Below are 16,194 nucleotides of genomic sequence, written 5' to 3' on the forward strand. Positions count from 1 at the left end.
TGGAGAATTGTATGACTAGTGCAATATGTTTAATGGTTGTTAACTGATAGCAGTAATCATAAAAGAAAGACTAGCATACTGGCTAGTCTTTTGTATTTTATTAAAGTTCTTTACTTTCTAAGATCAAATCGTACATAATCTCGTTTCTCACAAAGCAAGATTAGTGTTTGTATACTGTCTAAAATAGAGTTTGTTTTATCCTAAATAGAAATGTCTTGATTTTTATCGTGATTTAACAATTTATTGTTATCAAAAAACTTTTCAAAGATGATGCCCATGACATAGTAAAATACTAATCCAAAACAAATATGAATCAGTGTAAATTTCATTCCAAATGAAGAAAATTCATATATTACAACAGGTAGTTTAGCAGTTGTCCAAACACCTAAAAAGAAGACAACATAACGAATACTTGCTCCTTTTTTCAATAAAAGTACCGCAATCGGAAAAGCTAGGTATAGAGGACCAGCTGCAATACCTCCTAGTAAGAGCGCAAACAAAACTCCGTAAATTCCAGATTTATTTCCCATATATTTAATAAGAGTTTCTTTTTCAACCCATTTGTCAAGTAAGCCTACGAATATTAATACAGGGGGGAGGAGGAATAACATATTCAAAATGCTATTTCCAGTTAATTTAAATGCTTTTATTCCAACCGAGTGATTGATTAAAGTTAGTATAATAAAGCCTACTAATAAAATAAAAAAGAAACGATATTTCTTTAACTCATTCATGCCATCACCACCCAAATTATATATGCAAATATAAGCGACATTAATAGCCCGCTTGCATTACGTGCAATGGCAAAACTTCTTCCAAATAATTTTTGTTCCATAGGTAAAGTGATGATACCTACTGACATTAATGTTGACATTAATACTGCTACTTGAGGTAGTCCAGCACCATTCTGGACTAATGTATCTCCTAGTGGAAAAACGATAAAACTTGGAATTAGCCCAACTGAACCAATTAGTGTAGAGATTATAATCCCTTTTATTCCAGATTGTTCTCCAATAATTGAAGAAACAAAGGTGGGTGTTAATAAAGATAAGGATAGTCCTACGAAAAACATAATAGACAAAATTTCAGGCAAAATATTACAAAACATTTTCCAAGATTTCAGTAGAGCTTCTTTCGTTTTATTTCGATCTTTTATAAAAGAAATAATAATAAGAGTAATTGCTAGACTGTATAGGATCGAAGCATTAATCATGATTCTTCTCCTGCCATACATCGTATCTGTTCATAAAAAATGTTAAATTCTTAAGTTTTTCTTCAATATCTTTTTGAAATTCCCCTAATTTTTCTTTTCCTACTTCCGTAATTTTGTACATCTTTATCGGTTTATCTTGTTCGGATGTACCTAAATAAGACACAACTGCACCTTCAGCCTCTAATTGCTTTAAAGTCCGATATAATATAGAACTGTCAATTGGATTGATTGGTAGCTCTTCTTCACATTTTTGCAAAAGTTTCCCACCATAACTATCACCCTCTGTTAAAAATAATAAAAGAAATGCACCAGTATGTCGTCCTGTATGTTTCATAATATTTACCTCCTAAATAGATCTATTTACTTATTTTGTACTGTTACTAATAGTATACTGTTAATGACAGTAATATGTTACTAACAGTATATTTATTTTTTTATGTTATTTCAACCCTAACATTTCTGGAGGCTTTGCTTATTAAGTTTTTACACAGATACTTTTATACTTTTTATAAAATGGAAGGATATTTCTATAACGATAATAATATAATAAAAAACAACATAAATTTATTGTAAAACGATAAATTATGTGTTAAATTCAAATTGAAAATATATTAGTGAGGTGCGTTTTATGAAACAAGGGTCAACGCTCTTTTTAAAAATAGTAGTTATTCTTATAGGGATCCCAGTTCTTGCATTATGTATATTTGTAGTCCCTGAGATTGCGAATTACGCTGCTAAGCTATATCCAAAAATAGCTTTAATGAAATATCTCATTTTTATTGATCTTTATGCAGCAGCGATTCCTTTTTATTTTGCCCTTTATCAGGCCTTTAAGCTGTTAATTTATATTGATCAAAACAAAGCTTTCTCGGAATTATCGGTTAATGCATTAAAAAATATAAAACTTAGTGCGATTGCAATTAGTGTCTTGTATGTACTAGGATTGCCGCTTTTTTATTTAATTGCGGATATGGATGACGCTCCTGGAATTATTGTAATCGGTATGATTTTGATTTTTGCTTCAATGGTAATTGCCGTTTTTGCTGCCGTACTTCAAAGGCTCTTAAAAGAAGCAATTGATATCAAATCAGAAAATGATTTAACGGTCTGAGGTGGAGAATATGGCAATATTAATTCATATTGATGTAATGCTGGCAAAAAGGAAAATGAGTGTCACTGAACTTTCTGAGAAGGTTGGTATTACAATGGCGAATCTTTCAATCTTAAAAAACGGAAAGGCAAAAGCGATTCGGTTCGGAACTTTAGAAGCAATTTGTAAGGCTTTAGAATGTCAACCCGGAGACATATTAGAATATCTGGGCGATGAAGAATTATAGGATTAATAATTTAAAAAGGGGAATTACTTATGAATTTAAGTATTCAAAAAACAGAGCTACAAATCATAAGAGCATTTAAGCAACTAGTCCGGTTTGGCTATGAGCAAGCTCTTTCGTGTATATTTCCAGTTGTTATTTTTGCTTCATTGGCTTTTACAAAAATTGTGCCACTTCCTTTTTTACCGAGATACGATTGGTTATTAATTATCTGTATTTTGATGCAGTGGATGATGCTGCGTTCTGGACTTGAGACAAAGGATGAATTAAAGGTAATTACAATGTTCCACTTAATCGGTCTTGCACTTGAGCTTTTCAAAGTACATATGGGTTCATGGGCTTATCCTGGGGAAGGGTATTCAAAAATATTTGGAGTGCCACTTTACAGCGGATTTATGTACGCGAGTGTTGCAAGTTACTTGTGCCAGGCGTGGAGAAGATTAAATGTTGAGTTGATAAAATGGCCGCCGTTTTTTATAGTTGCTTCATTAGCTGTAGCGATTTATTTGAATTTCTTTACTCATCATTTTTGGATTGATGTCCGTTGGTGGTTATCAGGACTAGTCATAATTGTATTTTGGAAATCATGGGTTACTTACGAAGTTAATGGAACAAAATATCGCATGCCAATCGCACTCTCTTTTGTTCTAATAGGATTTTTTATTTGGATCGCTGAAAATATCGCAACATTTTTTGGAGCATGGCAATATCCAAATCAAACGGATGCATGGAGCCTTGTTCATCTAGGAAAAGTAAGTTCATGGCTCTTATTAGTGATCGTAAGTTTTCTGATCGTTGCAACGTTAAAGCAAGTTAAACAAAAAATCCCACTTAAGGATTAGTTTTTAGAAGTGAAGCTATATTAGCTTTGCTTTTTTTTTGAAAAAAATGAGATGCGAAATTTAAAATGATTGAACTAACGCATTCAGTTTTTGAATATCAACCTCAACCGTTTAGTTGATTTCTTACTTGAGAAAAGTGAATTCAAATTTTTTTAATTTCGTTTCTACTTAGAACGAAATGTTGAAAGGATAGAAAAAAACGGTGTTCCTTAGCTTTGTCCGTGCTTGGAACGAAGAAGGTATAAAAGAACAGAATGGAGAATACCTTAGGGGAGCTAGAAAATATTGGAAAGTGCTTCTCACTCTGTTTTGTCGGCTATTTGTTATTGATAATTAGAGCTGAGCGGGAACGAAGAGAGCATAGCGAGGAAGAAGGGGGGCATTAAGATGAAACAGTGGAAAGCTAGCGTCGCAGTTTTACTAGTAATAAGTTGTTTACTAGCGGCGTGTACATCGTCGAAACAAAATGCTAAGGAAAAAAATGGGGGGACTGAACAGATCGCGACGATCCAACATGTCCTGACAAACCAGTTCACAAGTGATCCTGAACTCATAAAGCACATCGAATCAGGTGACAGTGCAACCGTTATCGATTCTAATGGAAATAGTACCCAACCGACTAGCCCGTCTCCACTTGAAACGTATTACAAAAAAATGTACGGAGCGTATTTTACCAAAAAAGCATTTGATGTGTTTGTCGCAGCAAACGCATTTCGGTACATCGCGACTGCACAAAATCGTGGGTATACTTTAGCTGTGACCGATGTCAAAGCAACTGAAGTCAAAGGAAGCGAAGGGGATTATGATTTCACAGTTCACTTTGTTGCAAAAAAAGAAGGCGAAAGTGACAAATCATTCACTGTAACAGGTCGTACGAGCGTAAATGAGGATGGAAAAATCACGTATATCCGTTATGATGACGCCGATTTCGCGAAAGCCATGCAATAACGTGCTTCCAAGACCATCGTGTTTCAGGAAAATAGAGCGTAGCGAACGAAGAGTTAGCCATCCTAATGAAAAAACATAAAAGTCCCGTGTTACCAATGGAGATATTAAATTTAGTTTGTTTGAAAAAAGTCGGCCTTTACAAATTAAAGGTCGACTTTTTTGTGTTTTTCAAAAAGCTTCATATGAATTAAAGATAATCTTTTTTATATAAGAATCTAATAGTCAACTTCCTTATTGTTAGAATTCTATCAGTTAGATATTTAACTTTTTTGTTGACGTGGAATTCGAATCGATGTATATTTGATTCAAACAGTTAGATATCTAATTATTCGGAGGTGAACGATTTGATTGATACATCGTATACGAGACTTCTTGGTTCTATCATGTTTAAAGTACGAGAAAAATTAACAAATCGAACAAAAGAGCTTGAAGTAAATCCTCAACAAGGTAGGATGATTAGCTATATTGCTCAGCACCAAGATCAAGGCATCATTCAAAAAGATTTAGCAGACGCATTTAATAGAAGAGGTGCAAGTATTACAAGCATGCTTCAAGGTCTTGAAAAGAATGGCTATATCGAAAGAAAAATCCAAGCTGATAATGAACGTCAGAAACAGATTTTCGTATTAGAAAAGGGAAAAGCAATTGTTGATCAAATTAATGAAATGTTTTCTTCAGCAGAAGTTGAATTAATTGAATGTTTAACAGAAGAAGAAAAAGCAGAGTTCTTACGCCTTTTGAAAAAAATTGATTCAAACCTTTGATTGATTACGGCCATAACGGTCGTATACGAATATAGTTAGAATTCTAAAAGTTAGAATTCTAACTAAAATAGAGAGTAACATAATAAGTTCGGAGAGGAAGGAATAAAATGGAAGAATTTGAAGTAGATCAATCTAATATTTATTATTTAAAAGAAGCACCAATAAGAAAAGCAATCGCTCATTTATGTATTCCAATGATGATTGGAATATCTGCGGGAACAATTTATAATTTAATTAATGCATTTTTTATAGGATTAGTACATGACACTGCGATGCTAAGCGCAATTACATTAGGCCTACCAATTTTAACCATATTAATGGCAATAGGTAATGTGTTTGGTGTTGGAGCAAGTACTTTTATCACTCGATTGTTAGGTGAAGGGAATCTTCATAAAGGAAAATCCGTTGCGGGTTACGCTTTTTATATGAGTATTATTTGCGGATTGATTGTCGCAGCAATTGCTTTATTTTTTGTTAATCCAATTGTTCATTTACTAGGAGCTAACGCTGCGACATTACTTTATACTAAGCAATATACAATTATCCTTTTTGCAGGTAGTTTTGCCTTTATTTTAAATTTTGCACTAGAACAAGTTGTTCGATCAGAAGGTGCAGCAAAAGAATCGATGTATGGAATGTTTATAAGTGTTATATTTAGCATAATTTTTGATGTGCTATTCATTTTAGTTTTAAATCTTCATGTAATGGGTGCAGCACTTTCAATGGTTTTAGCCAATATCGCAGCAAGCATCTATTACATTTGGTTCCTACAAAGAAAAAGTGAAACATTAAAAGGTTTCGTTAAGCATTGGAAAATTTCACTTACTGATCAATTAGAAATTTATAAAGTCGGAGTTCCAGAATTATTTAAAATGTCCTTCTTAATTGTTACGACTTTATTATTAAATAATTATGCGATGGAATATGGCGAACACATAGTGGCAAGCTTTGGGATTGCTGTAAGGGTTGCACAACTTCCAGAGTTTATTACAATGGGATTATTTATAGGGGCTATTTCATTAATTGCTTACAATTTTGGTGGTAAAAATAAAACACGACTTTATGAAACTTTAAAAGAATTAACGTTATGGATTGGTGGAGTTTCCATTGTATTTGGAGGAATTGTTTACATCTTTAAAATTCCAGTACTTGGACTATTTTCAAGTGATTCAGCAGTGTTAAGTATAGGAGGAATAATCTTAACTGCCCAACTGATATCATCTGTTTTTAATGGATTCACTGGTTTATTCACTAGCATCTTTCAAGCATCAGGCGAAGCGCTTGCAACAGGCATAATGTCGATTACACAAGGTGTACTTTTCATCCCAGTTGTGATCATATTACACTACTTTTATGATTTAAACGGACTAATTTGGTCTCTTACAATTACTGAGGGGATTACGTTCGTTATGGGTGCAATTCTAATGATTCCTTACCTTAGAAAACTTAAGAAAATGCCAGATAAAGAAGAAGCTCTTTCATAAAACATTATCATAGTGACAATAGAAGTAACGTAAATTAAAGGAGTTGAAAATCGACTCCTTTTCACTGTAGGAAAATATACTAGTAATTATAAGTAGAGTAAAGTTTAAGAAGAACTCAAAATGAAATGTTATAAACTCAAAATAACGCTAAAAGAGAAATTGAAAAATAGAGAGTCTAGATATTTTCATATTAAATGGAGCAAAAAATAACCTGTATCTAAGATTAACATGTAATCTAAGGTACAGGTTTATTTAATATTTTTTAAATATTATATTTGAAGATTCCCAAAACCTAATATTGTTACTGCTTACCGATTAGAGACATAAAGCCTTTATATATTAGGTATAACGAGAAAATTAAAATAGCTAAAATACCAATTAAATCTGTTAATGGCTGTACACTTGATAAGAATGTGCCTGCTAAAGGCATTTTGATTAAAGCAAAACCAGCTAAAATACTAGCAAACATTAAAATAATTCTTTCCATTTCATTCATCCCTCCATTCAATATATTTTATGTTCAATTGAAATGTAAGTGCTTTCAAGGACGAACTTTTAGAAAAAATGTGCGTTTGTCATGTGAAATTTAAGAGGGTATATCATCACAAAAATGGAATATTATGTAAAGTAGAAAAATTAAGGGAGGATTTGATGTTGCGATTCAAAAATAGAATCTTATCTTTTTTATTTTTGCCTTTACTATTAGTAGGTTGTAACTCTACACAATCAGGCAATGATTCAATAATTGATTGGGTTGATTTTGTTAAATTTAATGGAGTCGAGTACTATGGCATAAATTCTGGTATTTTAGCGAACGAAAATTTAATTGGAGATAAGTTAGGAGAAGTTAAATTCAAAGTCGCGGATCATATTTCAAATCCGAGCTACCAAATAAAAGATGGAGATGCAGCGTTCCATGAGAAAGGAACTGCAATTTATTCAATCAAAGGATACAATGATTTTCTAGCATTAAAAGATAAAAGTTCAATACATGGTTTTAGAGTTTATTATGCTAAAGATAAAACTGACTATAAGTGGAACTTTAAGAATGTCCCATTAGATAAAGTGAATTTAATTGAAATTTATCAATCGCATGCATCTAACATACGAAAGATATCAGACCTAAAAGATAAAGAGCAATTGGATGATTTTCTAAATATCTTGAAGATAAGTAAAGAAGATGCTAACTTTCAACCTAATATTAAAAATGGCGCACCTATTTATTATGATGTAGTTTTGTATACAGATGAACCAATTGCTTATAAGTTTGATATACATTTTGACGGTGCAAACTATTACTGGAATCCCTGGGACACTGCAATTTTATCAAAAGAGATCAGAGAATTTATCCCTAAATAAATCTTAAATCAAATAGAGTATCTTTTGAAAAGAGGAGAAAAATGCAAAAAAAGATTATTACACTTTTTATACTATTTTTTATAATACTGGCCGGAATATTGTCTTTTCAAAAAATAAAATCTAAGCGATATAATGAAAAATACAATATTTCACTTCATGCACAAAACTTAAGTGAAATCATTTCAAATTGGAATCAAAATGATGATACATTTACCGTTCGAGCAGTTCAAAAGATTTCTAAAACAGATACAGCAATTGCATTTGTGACGGTCAACAATACTGACGAGGGATTTTGTAAATTAGAAGAAGGCATGAATCATAAATTTAAATTAAAAAGATGTACATATGGTACCGTCGAAAAAAATAATTGGTTCAGATCAAGGAAAATTAAAACAAATAAAGGTAACTATGGGGTATTTGAAGGTGAAAATGCAAATGGAAAAATTAAATCGATTATAGTATCTAAAAAGCAGTTTACAAGTGAAAGTAATATTCAAGAAAATGAAAATGTGAAAATAATCGTACCTCAAAAGTCATTTTTTTATTTATTTAAAAAAATAGAAAAGAATACTCCAATTAAAGATTACTATAATGTAGCTTATTTAGATCAGAATGGTAAAAGTATTAACTACTTTATTCATTAATTTTGAAATATCTTATACATGAGAATTTCATAAAATCTATTGAATTTCTAAATATTTGATAAAACTTTGTTGTCCCCATATTTTTAAAATTAAATGAATTCTATAACATTTTTACTATACTAATCTCCAAATAGAAATGGTAAAATATGGTTATATATGTAGCGGGTGGATCTTTTGTTCGGAGGGACTATATTTTGAAAAAACCATATATAATTTTGATTATTGTTACAGTTTTTGCAATGTTCTTAGCTGGTTTTTATTACGAAAGAATGCATATTAAATCAAACAAAGAGATATGGATTGGTTATAACTATACAAAATTTGGAAAAAATGAAATCAGTTTTAAACCCATGTATATCGAACGTCAATCGGGAATAAATCAATTAGAAGAAATATTTTTGTATAGTAAAATAATTGACCATCCAACTGTTGATTTAGCTAAATATGATATTCAACTTAGTTTTAAAAGTCCGGTAGATCAATCATTTGAATATAGTTCATTACTTTGGTTTACAAAAAGTGGAGCCATACTTAAATTAAATGGATTTAATGGTTTTAGAAGTGTAAATATTGACAATGCTGAATCAATAAAGAAGATTATAAAATATACTGAGTTTTAAATTTGAAATAAAGTTTTTTTCTACTCAATGAGTTACTATAGTGGCTCTTTTTTTATGTTCTAAAAGGTTTAACAGTATGATCGCATAAGAATTGATATAATCGATTTAAGGATTTTTTTAGATTAATACCTTTGGTGAAGTACAAAAAGGATCATAAATGATTGAAAGGAAGTGTAAATTGATGGAATTTGAAACGGTAATGCAGGAGCTAGAAGCACTTGGTAAGGAAAGAACTAAAAAAACATACATTAGTAATGGTGCACACGAGCCACTTTTTGGAGTAGCTACTGGGGCAATGAAACCTATTGCTAAAAAAATAAAAAAAAATCAGCAGCTAGCTGACCAACTATACTCAACAGGTAATTACGATGCCATGTATTTTGCAGGAATTATCGCTGATCCAATGAAAATGACAGAAACTGATTTTGACCGCTGGATTGATGGTGCATATTTCTACATGCTTTCCGATTATGTAGTTTCAGTAACATTAGCTGAAGCTGATATTGCACAAGATGTTGCTGATAAATGGATTGCAAGTGGTGATGAGCTCAAAATGTCAGCAGGTTGGAGTTGTTACTGTTGGCTATTAGGTAATCGTTCAGACACTGAATTTAGCTCAAGTAAGATTTCAGCCATGCTAGAACAAGTAAAAAATACAATTCACACATCTCCTGAACGAACAAAATCTGCAATGAATAACTTTATGTATACAGTCGCAATCTCTTATGTACCTCAACACGAAAAAGCAGTTGAAATCGCTAATGAAGTAGGGCCAGTCGAAATCAAAAAGGATAAGAAAAAAAGTAATATTCTACTTTGCTCTGAAAAAATTCAAAAGGATTTGGATAAAGGATTACTAGGTTTTAAGCGTAAATATGTAAGATGTTGACGTCAAGGTTCAAGTTAATTGTGAATAAGTACGTATAAAGGAAGTATGATTGCAAAATACAAACGAAGTGCAAAAAAGAGTTTGGAAAGTGCAAATAAAACCTGGATAGGTGCAAATAAAGGCAGTATAACTGCAAATAACGAACGAAGTGCAAATAAAAATAGAGAAACTGCAATTAAAATTAGTAAAAGTGCAATTAATTTTAGTGAAACTGCAAATAAAGTCTCTTGAATTTCAAATAAAATCAGGTATTATCCATACCAGTTAGGGTATTTTAGGTAAAATAAGCACTCATAAAACGGGAAATAAGTACGAGCAATCCAATTCTATCTAAACCGACTAAAATATTGAAGAAATCTACTAAAAATCTATTAAATAGGCGGTAAAACCAAAGCAAATAATCCAATTTGGAAGAGGACTTTGATCGGAAAATAGTTGAGAGTGGTCCTTTAAAAAGTAATAGTTAGAAGCTAGATTCGAAAATTGAAAAATATTAAAAAAATCTACTAAGATAGAAACTATCTTTGTAGATTTTTTTGTATAGATGAGATACAAAAATTATGAATGAAATTGTGTTGATGATACTTCTAGTAAATTAATTTTTACTAGTGTAGTGACTATAAAATTGTAAAATCTCAGTAACTGCTTGGCGATAACCTCCTGCTTTTTTAAAGGATTCACTTAAAGTAGTGACCTCTTTGTGATAGGAAGTATTATTTAACACCTGATCAGCGGCTTTACGTAGTTGAATTGATGTTAAGTTTTGCATTTCTAAATGAATACCAGCTCCGATATTATCTATTTGCTTTGCTATAAGTGGCTGATCGGCACCTTGTGGGATAACGATTAATGGAACTCCGTAATAAAGACTTTCACTTGTGCTATTCATTCCGCCGTGCGAAATAAATAATCTAGTATCTTTTAACACTTCGATTTGTGGTACATATTGTTTTACAATGAAGTTTTCAGGGATTTCACCTAAATCTGAAACGTTAGTGTGGTAGCCAATTGATAGTAGAATGAAATGTTCACTAGTACCAAATGCTTCAAAACAAAGTTTATAAAAATCAATAGCACGGTTAAAAACAGTTCCAAATGAAATATAGATTGGATTTTTACTTTTAATCGCAGCAAGATCAAAATCAGTGTTTTGTACTCGTGAAGTGACTGATGGTCCGACAAAGCTAAAAGATTGATCAAAAGAATTCCCATTTGGTTGGAACTCTTTAGTTGTGTATACGATTGTAAGAGGAGCGGGATTACAAAAAACTTCATATTGAGAGTTGATTTCTACATCGTAATTATTCTTAATCTTTAATTTTAAGTTTTTAAATTCGGCTTCTATCTGATGTAATATTTCACTTGGAATTTTGATTGATTCCTCTTCCAACATTTTATCGAAAGATTCATTAGTCTGTGCAAAAGTAGTACAAGAACTAATTGCTGGAAGTTTGAGGATTTGGGCAAGTATATTTCCACAACCAAACATAGAATCATGGATGATGTAATCAAAATGCTCTCCATTAATTTGTTCAAGAATGCTAGGAATGATGATTTCTGCAGTATGTAAAAGTCCATTGATTCTTTCGCGTAAATAATTTCTGCCACCTGATAGAAAGGCTTTTATAAACTTTAGTTCATCAAAAGTTCGAACAATCGCACCCGTTTTTTCAATTCGTTCTCTAAAAGACTCTGTAGTTATGTATACAATTTCTTCACCACGTGAAATAAGCTCTTGAACAACTCCAATTGTTGGGTTGATGTGACCTTCTGAGCCGCCGTTAATAAATAAAACACGTGCCATTTCAAACACTCCTTGGATTAGTTTAATATTCTTAATTGTAATAGAAATTAGACTAACTATTCAAATTAAATTGGATAAAATTTATGTTAGACGTTGAAGTAACAAAAGAAGAGTGGCTTAACTGAGCTAATGAACAAAAATGAAGAAAACGAGTCAAAAAAAGAGCCGGTTTTAGGCTCGATTTTCTAACTCTTTTATCTTGCTGAAACTGCAATGTATTGTTTGGAAAGTGCTCGTTCCAAGTGATCCGATCGTTTCAGTATCGAGGAAGAGTTATTAGCGGTTGCGGACGTCTGATCGAAATAGAGAGTGTATAAATTTTCATCTGTTACAAGCCCGTGCGCTAGTTGATTTGTGAGTTTTTCTTTAATGTTAGCGTCAACTGCTTGACGAAGATGTACTATTTTGTTCTCTACCTCTCGTGCACTATCTTCACCGATGAAATTTTTTAGAAACGAATCAGCAGCTACGTTAGCTTTTTGTAACATTTCCGATTGAATGTGATTAAGCTGACGATTGTACGATTTCATCAATATAATCGGCAGACGTAATGGGAATAGAATGAGTCCTAGTTTCCGACGGGAAGCAGTAAAAAGATAACTAGAGTAAGTGACTGCGATCTGCTTCACGAGTGTATTTGACGTCGAACGATTTCGTTTTTGTTCGGCCATTCGTGCGAATTCGCGGATTAACAGGGCACGCAGTTCATCTCGTGTGCAAGATGTTAACAACGGATAACCAATACAACAAATTGTTCCTTTCCTCGTTCCATTAAAAAAGGCGAATGCACCAGATGCAACAAAAATTGACGACATCGGATGCAAAATCAGCGTGCTAGGTGTTTCTTTGTGCATCTCTTTTGATACATCTTGGATCAATGTTTGCAAAATGGGGTAACTAGTTAAATCAACAGAGAACCCTGGAATGAACGATTTTTCTTGAACTAGCGGTGATAATAGAGCTGCAACAAAGCTAAAAATAGAATACATTATGCCAAAAGCTGGTAGTGCACCAAGTAAAAAAAGCGTAAGTGTCGCATAACCCATGTGAAGCATGAACGTTTCAAGTAGAACATGAAGCAGGAAAATAAAGAGGGTTCCGATGAGCAGACTGAGACCGGTGCAAATCAACAAAAAGAACACCACCCCAGGCACCGTGAAGAGAAAACGAAAATGATTCAACTAAACACATCCTTTCATTGCTAAATCTAGTGTAAATGCTGATGTGAAAAAAATGAACAACAAAGTATATGCCTTCATTCTAATTTTTTCGTCATAATTCGCGATTTAGGCGAAGCTCCCAGAAGAGATGTAGAAATTAGTTATAAAATTTATAATCCTAAAATTCGAAAGTTAATTATAGCAGGTAATTAAACTAAGGCTCGTTCATTAAAAGTTTAGAATTATTGTGGCTTTTCACTTTTATATTATATTAATTTTCTATATACTAAACTAGTTATCTTGCAAATTTTGAATCCAAGGAGCATCGTATGAATCAAATTACACTTGCTGAGGCTTTAAATATTAGACATATTCTTTCGAAAAGAATTCGTGAATTAATTGAAGAACTTGAAGAAAATTCAACTGTTGAAGTAGAAAAGAACCATCCTATTCCAGTTTTAGTGCGTGATCTGACTAAAATTGAAAATGAATTATCAAAGGTTCGTGCTGATTTTAGAAAATTGGATTTCTTGATGCAAAAAGCAAATGTAGAAAATACAATTTCCATTGAAAATGAAGAGATGTCAATTACTGAAGCGATTGAGTATGCAAAACAACTACGTGCTGAAGTACAACTATGTAAAAGCTTTGCAACAAAGAAGGAACGTATTCAACCGATGTATGGGTCTGAAAATATAATTGTAGAGAAGCTATATTTCGACCCAGAAGAGTATCGAACAAAAGCATTGAAATTAGAACGAAAAGTAACGCGTCTATCAGGATTAATTGATGCAAAAAACTTTACAATAAATATTCCATTTGATGGAACAGACTATTATTAATTCCTCACAGGAATGAGACTTTCCTGTGAGGATAAGAAGATAAAAAATGGATCTATCAAATTGGTTGATAAGCAAACGGATGAAGAGTTACAGGTTACTTTCCTTACGTGTAACGAATGACGAACGAACGTAAACGAACTCCTCCCATAGTGTAGCTTAGCTACTAAAAATGGGTTACCATTAATCCTTTCTTCTTATGACCACCTCTTATCTTAGGAGGTGGTCTTTATTTTTATTAAAAAAATAGGTTTATAGTAATCTTATAAAATCAATTTAAAAAGCCTAAAGGTAATTACAATTTTATATGGAATATTAGTTAACTAAAGGAAAAAATTGTAAAAGGAGACGATGATGAAACCATTAATATCTGCTTTGTACATATTGTTCGGCTTATTAATGATTACATTAACTTATTTTGAAAATTTTAGGGGTCCTAATTATTTGACTAACATTGGATGGATTCTTGTTGTATTTGGGATCTTTTATCCATATTACGGGCGTGTAGTCAATTATTTTAAAGTAGAATTTGAAGACGAGAAAAATAGTATTTAATTTTGAAAACGGCTGCTTAGGCAGCCGTTTTTTATTGCAAATGGTAACTTTTTAGATTTAAAGAAAAGAGTAAAAATGTGTTTTATAGAATGCGATATTTTTTAATGATTAAGTAATTACATTCAAATAACCTTTTATAATTATGAAATCTTTATAGACGTTTGGACTAACGAACTAACCAAAAATTAAAAATAAACATATCTTAATTTGTACGAACTTATAAGTAAGCATATAAGGACTAGCCTGAGCTATATAGAAATAGGTGATTTTTTGGGTAAAGAAGATAAAAAAAAGTGTGACTGCCATTGCAATAAGTGTCATTGTTGTAAAAAGTGCTGCTGTTGCAAAGATTCAAAGAGTCATATATGTAAGGAAGAGAAAAGGAAAAAATGTGGATGTAAGGATTGTAAAAGTGATTGCAATTGTTGTAAAAAATGCTGCTGTTGTAGAGGCCCTCGAGGCCCTAGAGGAGAGGAAGGAAAAAGAGGGGAAAAAGGTCCAACCGGAGCAACAGGGGTAACAGGATCGACCGGGTTGAATGGTGTAACAGGTTCAACGGGACAAACTGGAGTAACTGGAGTAACAGGTCCAACCGGACCAACTGGAGTAACAGGACCAACCGGACCGACAGGAGTAGCGGGTCCAACCGGATCAACTGGAGTAACAGGACCAACTGGAGCGACAGGAGTAGCGGGTCAAACTGGATCAACTGGATTAACAGGCTCAACTGGAACGACAGGAGTAGCTGGTCCAACCGGATCAACTGGAGTAACAGGCTCAACGGGAGCGACAGGTGTAGCAGGATCAACCGGCACTACAGGAGCAGCAGGTCAAACTGGATCAACTGGAGTAACAGGTCCAACCGGAGCGACGGGAATAACTGGTTCAACAGGATCAATTGGAGTAACAGGTCCAACAGGCCCAACCGGAGCGACGGGAGTAGCAGGATCAACAGGATCAACCGGAGTGACGGGAGTAGCAGGATCAACTGGATTAATGGGAGAAACAGGCCCAACCGGAGCGACAGGAGTAGCAGGTTCAACAGGATTAACCGGAGAAACAGGTCCAACCGGAGCAACTGGGGTAGCAGGATCAACAGGAGTAACAGGATCAACTGGTCCAACCGGAGCGACGGGAGAAACAGGTCCAACCGGAGCGACGGGAGTAGCAGGATCAACTGGATCAACGGGAGAAATAGGTCCAATCGGAGCGACGGGAGTAGCAGGATCAACTGGATCAACGGGAGAAATAGGTCCAACCGGATCGACGGGAGTAGCAGGATCAACTGGATCAACGGGAGAAACAGGATCAACGGGAGCAACCGGCCCAACAGGATCGACAGGAGTAGCAGGATCAACTGGATCAACGGGCCCAACCGGAGCGACAGGAGTAGCAGGTTCAACAGGATCAACGGGAGAAACAGGTCCAACCGGAGCGACGGGAATAACTGGAACAACAGGAGTAACAGGAGTAACTGGGGTAACGGGAGTAACAGGATCGACAGGCCCAACTGGAGCGACGGGAATAACGGGTCCAACAGGATCGACAGGCCCAACCGGAGCAACAGGATCGACAGGCTCAATGGGAGAAACAGGCCCAACCGGAGCGACAGGCTCAACGGGAGTAACGGGTCCAATAGGAGCGACAGGAGTAGCAGGTTCAACAGGATCAACCGGAGAAACAGGTCCAACCGGAGCGACGGGAATAACTGGAACAACAGGAGTAACAGGATCGACAGG

Annotated in this window: 19 protein-coding genes and 1 pseudogene; 14 read left to right on the top strand and 6 right to left on the bottom strand. The window is 33.9% G+C overall.

Going from position 1 to position 16,194, the window contains the following annotated elements; all coding sequences use genetic code 11:
• Nucleotides 1-200 precede the first annotated feature (200 nt).
• The 3 genes from CN692_RS25680 to CN692_RS25690 are packed head-to-tail and all read right to left on the bottom strand — an operon-like array spanning nt 201 to nt 1,547.
• The gene (locus tag CN692_RS25680) at nt 201-734 is read right to left on the bottom strand and encodes a permease (protein ID WP_142317582.1); all 534 of its coding nucleotides are present in this window, start codon (nt 732-734) and stop codon (nt 201-203) included.
• Nucleotides 731-1,213: a hypothetical protein gene (locus CN692_RS25685; RefSeq protein ID WP_098121947.1), complete on the bottom strand. Its 483-nt coding sequence runs from the start codon at nt 1,211-1,213 to the stop codon at nt 731-733. The genes CN692_RS25680 and CN692_RS25685 overlap by 4 nt, the downstream gene beginning before the upstream one ends.
• Nucleotides 1,206-1,547 carry a PadR family transcriptional regulator gene (locus tag CN692_RS25690; RefSeq protein ID WP_098121948.1) on the bottom strand — a complete coding sequence of 114 codons (342 nt, stop codon included), beginning with the start codon at nt 1,545-1,547 and terminating at the stop codon, nt 1,206-1,208. Before CN692_RS25690 ends, CN692_RS25685 begins: the two co-directional genes overlap by 8 nt.
• A 294-nt stretch (nt 1,548-1,841) precedes the next feature.
• Between CN692_RS25690 and CN692_RS25695 the strand changes: the two genes are divergently transcribed.
• From CN692_RS25695 to CN692_RS25720, 6 genes are all read left to right on the top strand, one after another.
• Nucleotides 1,842-2,324, top strand: coding sequence for a DUF2975 domain-containing protein (locus tag CN692_RS25695; protein ID WP_098121949.1), 483 nt, complete (start codon nt 1,842-1,844; stop codon nt 2,322-2,324).
• 10 nt (nt 2,325-2,334) lie between these two features.
• A complete protein-coding gene (locus tag CN692_RS25700; protein ID WP_098121950.1) occupies nt 2,335-2,550 on the top strand; it encodes a helix-turn-helix domain-containing protein in 216 nt (71 codons plus the stop codon).
• A 65-nt stretch (nt 2,551-2,615) separates the two neighbouring features.
• Entirely contained in the window at nt 2,616-3,389 is a 774-nt protein-coding gene (locus CN692_RS25705; RefSeq protein WP_098121964.1) for a DUF817 domain-containing protein, read from the top strand.
• 387 nt (nt 3,390-3,776) lie between these two features.
• Entirely contained in the window at nt 3,777-4,337 is a 561-nt protein-coding gene (locus CN692_RS25710) for a hypothetical protein (protein WP_098121951.1), read from the top strand.
• A 335-nt stretch (nt 4,338-4,672) separates the two neighbouring features.
• Nucleotides 4,673-5,101: a MarR family winged helix-turn-helix transcriptional regulator gene (locus CN692_RS25715; RefSeq protein ID WP_373604991.1), complete on the top strand. Its 429-nt coding sequence runs from the start codon at nt 4,673-4,675 to the stop codon at nt 5,099-5,101.
• A 107-nt stretch (nt 5,102-5,208) separates the two neighbouring features.
• Nucleotides 5,209-6,585: an MATE family efflux transporter gene (locus tag CN692_RS25720; protein WP_098121952.1), complete on the top strand. Its 1,377-nt coding sequence runs from the start codon at nt 5,209-5,211 to the stop codon at nt 6,583-6,585.
• Nucleotides 6,586-6,886: 301 nt separating this feature from the next.
• On the opposite strand, the gene CN692_RS25725 is transcribed toward CN692_RS25720, so the two are convergent.
• On the bottom strand, nt 6,887-7,072 hold the full coding sequence (locus CN692_RS25725; RefSeq protein WP_098121953.1) for a hypothetical protein: 186 nt from the start codon (nt 7,070-7,072) through the stop codon (nt 6,887-6,889).
• Between the two features lie 164 nt (nt 7,073-7,236).
• On the opposite strand from CN692_RS25725, the gene CN692_RS25730 reads away from it, so the two are divergent.
• The 5 genes from CN692_RS25730 to CN692_RS25750 all read left to right on the top strand — a co-directional run bounded on the left by CN692_RS25730 (nt 7,237) and on the right by CN692_RS25750 (nt 10,328).
• On the top strand, nt 7,237-7,944 hold the full coding sequence (locus tag CN692_RS25730; protein WP_098121954.1) for a hypothetical protein: 708 nt from the start codon (nt 7,237-7,239) through the stop codon (nt 7,942-7,944).
• Nucleotides 7,945-7,985: 41 nt separating this feature from the next.
• Nucleotides 7,986-8,588 carry a hypothetical protein gene (locus CN692_RS25735; RefSeq protein WP_098121955.1) on the top strand — a complete coding sequence of 201 codons (603 nt, stop codon included), beginning with the start codon at nt 7,986-7,988 and terminating at the stop codon, nt 8,586-8,588.
• Nucleotides 8,589-8,782: 194 nt separating this feature from the next.
• Nucleotides 8,783-9,208, top strand: a complete 426-nt coding sequence (locus tag CN692_RS25740) for a hypothetical protein (RefSeq protein ID WP_098121956.1) — start codon at nt 8,783-8,785, stop codon at nt 9,206-9,208.
• Between the two features lie 181 nt (nt 9,209-9,389).
• Nucleotides 9,390-10,097, top strand: coding sequence for a DNA alkylation repair protein (locus tag CN692_RS25745; RefSeq protein WP_098121957.1), 708 nt, complete (start codon nt 9,390-9,392; stop codon nt 10,095-10,097).
• Between the two features lie 45 nt (nt 10,098-10,142).
• On the top strand, nt 10,143-10,328 hold the full coding sequence (locus CN692_RS25750; protein ID WP_098121958.1) for a hypothetical protein: 186 nt from the start codon (nt 10,143-10,145) through the stop codon (nt 10,326-10,328).
• 364 nt (nt 10,329-10,692) lie between these two features.
• On the opposite strand, the gene CN692_RS25755 is transcribed toward CN692_RS25750, so the two are convergent.
• Together CN692_RS25755 and CN692_RS25760 are read right to left on the bottom strand one after the other, a co-directional pair.
• Entirely contained in the window at nt 10,693-11,901 is a 1,209-nt protein-coding gene (locus CN692_RS25755; RefSeq protein WP_098121959.1) for a macrolide family glycosyltransferase, read from the bottom strand.
• 194 nt (nt 11,902-12,095) lie between these two features.
• A complete protein-coding gene (locus CN692_RS25760) occupies nt 12,096-13,082 on the bottom strand; it encodes a hypothetical protein (protein WP_142317583.1) in 987 nt (328 codons plus the stop codon).
• Between the two features lie 308 nt (nt 13,083-13,390).
• Here CN692_RS25760 and CN692_RS25765 point away from each other — a divergent pair, with 308 nt between their 5' ends.
• The 3 genes and pseudogenes from CN692_RS25765 to CN692_RS27340 all read left to right on the top strand — a co-directional run.
• Nucleotides 13,391-13,903: a DIP1984 family protein gene (locus CN692_RS25765; protein ID WP_098121961.1), complete on the top strand. Its 513-nt coding sequence runs from the start codon at nt 13,391-13,393 to the stop codon at nt 13,901-13,903.
• A 351-nt stretch (nt 13,904-14,254) separates the two neighbouring features.
• The gene (locus tag CN692_RS25770) at nt 14,255-14,455 is read left to right on the top strand and encodes a hypothetical protein (RefSeq protein ID WP_098121962.1); all 201 of its coding nucleotides are present in this window, start codon (nt 14,255-14,257) and stop codon (nt 14,453-14,455) included.
• 363 nt (nt 14,456-14,818) lie between these two features.
• A pseudogene (locus tag CN692_RS27340) lies at nt 14,819-16,194 on the top strand (hypothetical protein); the annotation flags it as partial.

The sequence above is a fragment of the Bacillus sp. AFS002410 genome (genome assembly GCF_002556365.1).
In the GTDB taxonomy this organism is placed as follows: Bacteria; Bacillota; Bacilli; order Bacillales; family Bacillaceae_G; genus Gottfriedia.

Excerpts from the sequence above, each read along its gene's own strand:
- CN692_RS25695 (WP_098121949.1), top strand. The coding sequence starts at position 1,842 with ATGAAACAAGGGTCAACGCTCTTTTTAAAAATAGTAGTTATTCTTATA.
- CN692_RS25680 (WP_142317582.1), bottom strand. The coding sequence starts at position 734 with ATGAATGAGTTAAAGAAATATCGTTTCTTTTTTATTTTATTAGTAGGC.
- CN692_RS25690 (WP_098121948.1), bottom strand. The coding sequence starts at position 1,547 with ATGAAACATACAGGACGACATACTGGTGCATTTCTTTTATTATTTTTA.
- CN692_RS25700 (WP_098121950.1), top strand. The coding sequence starts at position 2,335 with ATGGCAATATTAATTCATATTGATGTAATGCTGGCAAAAAGGAAAATG.
- CN692_RS25685 (WP_098121947.1), bottom strand. The coding sequence starts at position 1,213 with ATGATTAATGCTTCGATCCTATACAGTCTAGCAATTACTCTTATTATT.
- CN692_RS25730 (WP_098121954.1), top strand. The coding sequence starts at position 7,237 with ATGTTGCGATTCAAAAATAGAATCTTATCTTTTTTATTTTTGCCTTTA.
- CN692_RS25725 (WP_098121953.1), bottom strand. The coding sequence starts at position 7,072 with ATGGAAAGAATTATTTTAATGTTTGCTAGTATTTTAGCTGGTTTTGCT.
- CN692_RS25745 (WP_098121957.1), top strand. The coding sequence starts at position 9,390 with ATGGAATTTGAAACGGTAATGCAGGAGCTAGAAGCACTTGGTAAGGAA.
- CN692_RS25720 (WP_098121952.1), top strand. The coding sequence starts at position 5,209 with ATGGAAGAATTTGAAGTAGATCAATCTAATATTTATTATTTAAAAGAA.
- CN692_RS25735 (WP_098121955.1), top strand. The coding sequence starts at position 7,986 with ATGCAAAAAAAGATTATTACACTTTTTATACTATTTTTTATAATACTG.
- CN692_RS25765 (WP_098121961.1), top strand. The coding sequence starts at position 13,391 with ATGAATCAAATTACACTTGCTGAGGCTTTAAATATTAGACATATTCTT.
- CN692_RS25750 (WP_098121958.1), top strand. The coding sequence starts at position 10,143 with ATGATTGCAAAATACAAACGAAGTGCAAAAAAGAGTTTGGAAAGTGCA.
- CN692_RS25710 (WP_098121951.1), top strand. The coding sequence starts at position 3,777 with ATGAAACAGTGGAAAGCTAGCGTCGCAGTTTTACTAGTAATAAGTTGT.
- CN692_RS25770 (WP_098121962.1), top strand. The coding sequence starts at position 14,255 with ATGAAACCATTAATATCTGCTTTGTACATATTGTTCGGCTTATTAATG.
- CN692_RS25755 (WP_098121959.1), bottom strand. The coding sequence starts at position 11,901 with ATGGCACGTGTTTTATTTATTAACGGCGGCTCAGAAGGTCACATCAAC.